This is a genomic window from Nocardia sp. NPDC004604, from assembly GCF_040609795.1.
GTDB lineage: Bacteria > Actinomycetota > Actinomycetes > Mycobacteriales > Mycobacteriaceae > Nocardia.
This window is the reverse complement of record NZ_JBEXLC010000064.1, coordinates 1-3668: the sequence shown is the minus strand read 5'-3', so window position 1 is coordinate 3668 and position 3668 is coordinate 1. Positions and strand designations below refer to the sequence as shown.

The 3668-nt window shown below is 67.9% G+C and carries 3 protein-coding genes; 2 read left to right on the top strand and 1 reads right to left on the bottom strand.

The genetic code is table 11. The annotated features are described in order from the left end of the window. Positions 1–140 precede the first annotated feature (140 nt). Positions 141–1016 (bottom strand): UTP--glucose-1-phosphate uridylyltransferase, encoded by an 876-nt coding sequence (locus ABZW16_RS22980; protein ID WP_354958015.1) that lies wholly within the window; start codon positions 1014–1016, stop codon positions 141–143. Positions 1017–1375: 359 nt separating this feature from the next. Between ABZW16_RS22980 and ABZW16_RS22975 the strand changes: the two genes are divergently transcribed. Both ABZW16_RS22975 and ABZW16_RS22970 read left to right on the top strand, forming a co-directional pair. Continuing rightward, complete coding sequence (locus ABZW16_RS22975) at positions 1376–2923, top strand: DNA polymerase IV (RefSeq protein ID WP_354958014.1); 1548 nt, start codon at positions 1376–1378, stop codon at positions 2921–2923. Positions 2924–3019: 96 nt separating this feature from the next. Further along, entirely contained in the window at positions 3020–3523 is a 504-nt protein-coding gene (locus tag ABZW16_RS22970; protein ID WP_354958013.1) for a hypothetical protein, read from the top strand. Positions 3524–3668 lie beyond the last annotated feature (145 nt).

The window sequence follows — 3668 nt, the reverse complement described above, 5'->3', positions numbered from 1 at the left end:
CCTGATCGAACCAGCCTGATCGAACCAGCCTGATCGAACCAGCCTGATCGAACCGGGCCTGATTTAAGCGGTGCCTGATTGAAGCAGCGCCCAATTGAAGCAGCGCCCAATTGAAGCGGCGCCCGATTGAAGCGGTCCGGTCAGTCGACGAGCTGGCGCAGCAGCGGCCCGTACTGCGGATGGGCCAGGGCCGAGGCGAATTGGGCGACCAGGTAGTCGGCCGGGTTACCGGTGTCGTACCAGCGGCCCTGGATGACCTGACCGAAGACCGGGCTGTCGGCGGCGTGCACATTGATCGCATCGGTGAGGTAGACCTCGCCGGTGCGGTGTTCGTACCACTGCTCGGTCTGTCTGCGCAGCTCGGAGATGATGCCGGGGGTGACGACATAGCCGCCGATCGCGGCGAAGTTCGAGGGGGCGTCCTCGGGCTTCGGCTTCTCCCGCAGACCGGTGATGCGCAGCAGGCCGTTGCCGTGGTCGTCGGCGACGACCGGGACACCGTAGCGCTGGGATTCGGACGGATCCATCGGCATCAGTGCGAGCACCGGGGCGCCCGTCGCCTCGTAGGCGTCGATCAGCTGCTGCGCCCGCGGTACCCGGGCGACGAAGACGTCGTCGGGCCACAGCACCAGCATCGGCTCGTCGCCGAGATTACGGGCGGCGTTGAGCACGGGGGTGCCGTTGCCGTAGGGACCGTGCTGGTCCAGGTAGGTGATGTGACCGAGCCTGGACAGTTCACCGACCTCTTCCACTGCGTCGGCGTATGCGTCCTTGCCGTCGGCCCGCAGTTGGGCGACCAGCGCCGGATTCGGGCGGAAGTGGTCCTGGATCAAGGACTTTCCGCCGCTGACCACGATCGTGATATCGGTGATTCCGGATGCGACCAGCTCGCGGACGGTGTGCTCGATGACCGGCTTATCGCCGACCGGCAGCATCTCCTTGGGGATGGCCTTGGTCAGCGGCAGCAGGCGCGAGCCGATTCCGGCGGCCGGGATCACGGCCTTGCGGATCTTCATGATCCGATCATCACATACCAGGCGGGCTCCGAACGGCCGATCCCCAGGCTTCGGCAGTAGCGGCCCAGGTGGCAACACATTGGAATCGTGCCAGGTCACGGCCTGTCGGGCAGCGCTGAGCGCCGCGCTCGCCCGGCCGCCCCGCCCTCGAGGTCAGCAGCAATTTCGCAGTAATTACGCGGCGGACGCACACCCGGCGCCCAGGTTACCCGCCCGTGCACACAGGTTGGCTGCGCCGCGCATGAGTTCACCGGTGGATCCGGGCGCGGCACGCGATTCGAGGCGCGGCACCGTCGGCCGGTCGCCGCGGCTGGCGTTGGTGGGTCGACCTGTCGGTGCGGCGGCGTACATTTCCGTGCGTGAGCACTGATAACACCGTGCGGGCCGCGGCCTTGCACACGGCCCGGCGGTGGGTGCTGCACATCGATATGGATGCCTTCTTCGCCTCGGTCGAGCAGCTGACTCGGCCGACGCTGCGTGGCCGCCCGGTGCTGGTCGGTGGTACCGGCGGGCGCGGTGTGGTCGCGGGGGCCAGCTATGAGGCGCGGGTATTCGGTGCGCGCTCGGCGATGCCGATGCATCAGGCGCGGCGGCTGGTCGGGGTGACGGCGGTGGTGGTGCCGCCGCGTGGCGCGGTCTACAGCATGGTGAGCGCACAGGTTTTCGACGCGCTGCGCAGCCGCATTCCCGTGCTGGAGACGCTGTCGTTCGACGAGGCGTTCGGCGAACCCGCCGAATTGGCGGGGGCGAGTGTGGAACGGGTGCGCGAATTCTGTGAGGAGCTGCGCGCGCTGGTGCGCGAGCGGACCGGGCTGGTCGCCTCGGTGGGTGCCGGGACCGGCAAGCAGCTCGCCAAAATCGCGTCCGGAATGGCCAAACCCGATGGGGTGCGGGTGGTTTCGCCGGGTGAGCAGCAGCAGCTGCTCGCCGGCCTGCCGGTACGCAAACTGTGGGGGATCGGGCCGGTGGCCGACAGCCGGTTGCGCTCCCTCGGCATCGAGACGGTGGGCGCATTCGCCGCTCTGCCGGAATCGGAGGCGGTCTCGATCCTGGGCGGCAGCATCGGCGCGGCGCTGCACCGGCTGGCCCGCGGCATCGATGACCGCCCGGTCGCCGAGCGTGCCGAGGCCAAGCAGATCAGCGCCGAGAACACCTATGAGACCGATATCGTCACGATGGCCCAGCTGCGCCCGGCCATCGAGGCGATGGCGGCGGCCGCGCACCGTCGCCTGGAAAAGGACGGACGGGCCGCGCGCACCGTGGTGCTGAAGCTGAAGAAATCCGATATGAGCATTGTGACCAGGTCGTTCACCCTGCCATACGCGACGACCGAGCTGGCAACGCTGACCACGGCGGCGCAGCGTTCGGCCATCGATCCGGCCGAGCTCGGGCCGATTCGGCTGGTCGGTGTTGGCTATGGCGGGCTGTCGACCGTGCGGCAGGAGTCGCTGTTCCCGGAGCTGGATCAGGCACCGGTGGCGGATGCTGGCATCTGGGAAGGCGATGCCGCGCACTCCGATCGTTGGGGCGGATCGTCCGAGGCCGAACGCGGCCGATCGGCCGTCGTAGTGGCGCTCGATACGGGATCGCCGGTTGGGCGGGCTGGCGTCGGGACGGAGCACGCCGAGACCGCATTCGGGGCGGCGTCGGCGCAGCAGGTTTCTGTGGCCGCGCAGTCGAGCGTCGGTGCAGCTCAGGGCGATTCGTCACCGCGGGAGGCGACGCTGTGGTATCCAGGACTCGATGTCACCCATCCCGAATTCGGGCATGGGTGGGTGCAGGGTGCCGGACTCGGTGTGGTTACCGTTCGGTTCGAGACCAGCTCGACAGGGCCCGGTCCGGCGCGTACCTTTGCCGCCGACGACATCAGTCTGTCCCGGGCGGATCCGCTCGGCAGTCTCCGCTGACAGGTAGCCTGGGTCAGTCGTGCAGCGTCGCCGGTCCGGGTGACGGCTGCCGTTGGTGGAACGACATGTACCTACTCGAACGCAAAGGACGAGCAGTTGAAGCTTCGTAAGACTGGACGCATCGCCATCGCCGCGCTGGCCGTCGTCGCCGCACTCGGCATGACCGCCTGCAGCGATGACAAGGACAGCAAGCCGGCCGCGAAGACGAGCACCAGCGTCAAGGCCTCGGCCAGCGCGAGCGCGAACACCAACCTGCCGCCGGTCCCCACCGCCGCGGAGCTGAACACCCAACTGCAGCGCGCGCTCGATCCGTCGGTGCCGAATTCGGAGAAGCTGGACGGCGTGCAGGGCGCGCAGGCCGACCCGGAACTGCCGAACCGCCTGGCCGAGGCCGCCAAGAGCGCCAACATCACTGTGGCGGTCACCGATGTGACCAGCTTCGGCGATAGCGTCAACGCCAAGGCCAAGGTCGCGCTCAACGGCCAGGAGAACGTCGTCGACGTGCCGTTCGTCGCCGAGGACGGCAAGTGGAAGATCCAGAAGGCGTGGGCCTGCAGCATGCTGACCAACCTCGGCCAGCAGTCGGCGGCCTGCAGCTAGCCGTAGCTACTGCTTGCAGGTCGCTCGAAACGACCAGCCATGCTCGCGGCGGGCCCCCGGCGCCCCCCCGCGGTGGGGCGCGCGGGGTTCATGGGATAGCACAATTCTTAAAAACAAAAACACAACAAAAAAAAAATAATTAAGT

What these genes read in the sequence shown, in the direction of transcription:
- ABZW16_RS22980 (WP_354958015.1), bottom strand. Translation starts at nt 1,016, where the DNA reads ATGAAGATCCGCAAGGCCGTGATCCCGGCCGCCGGAATCGGCTCGCGC.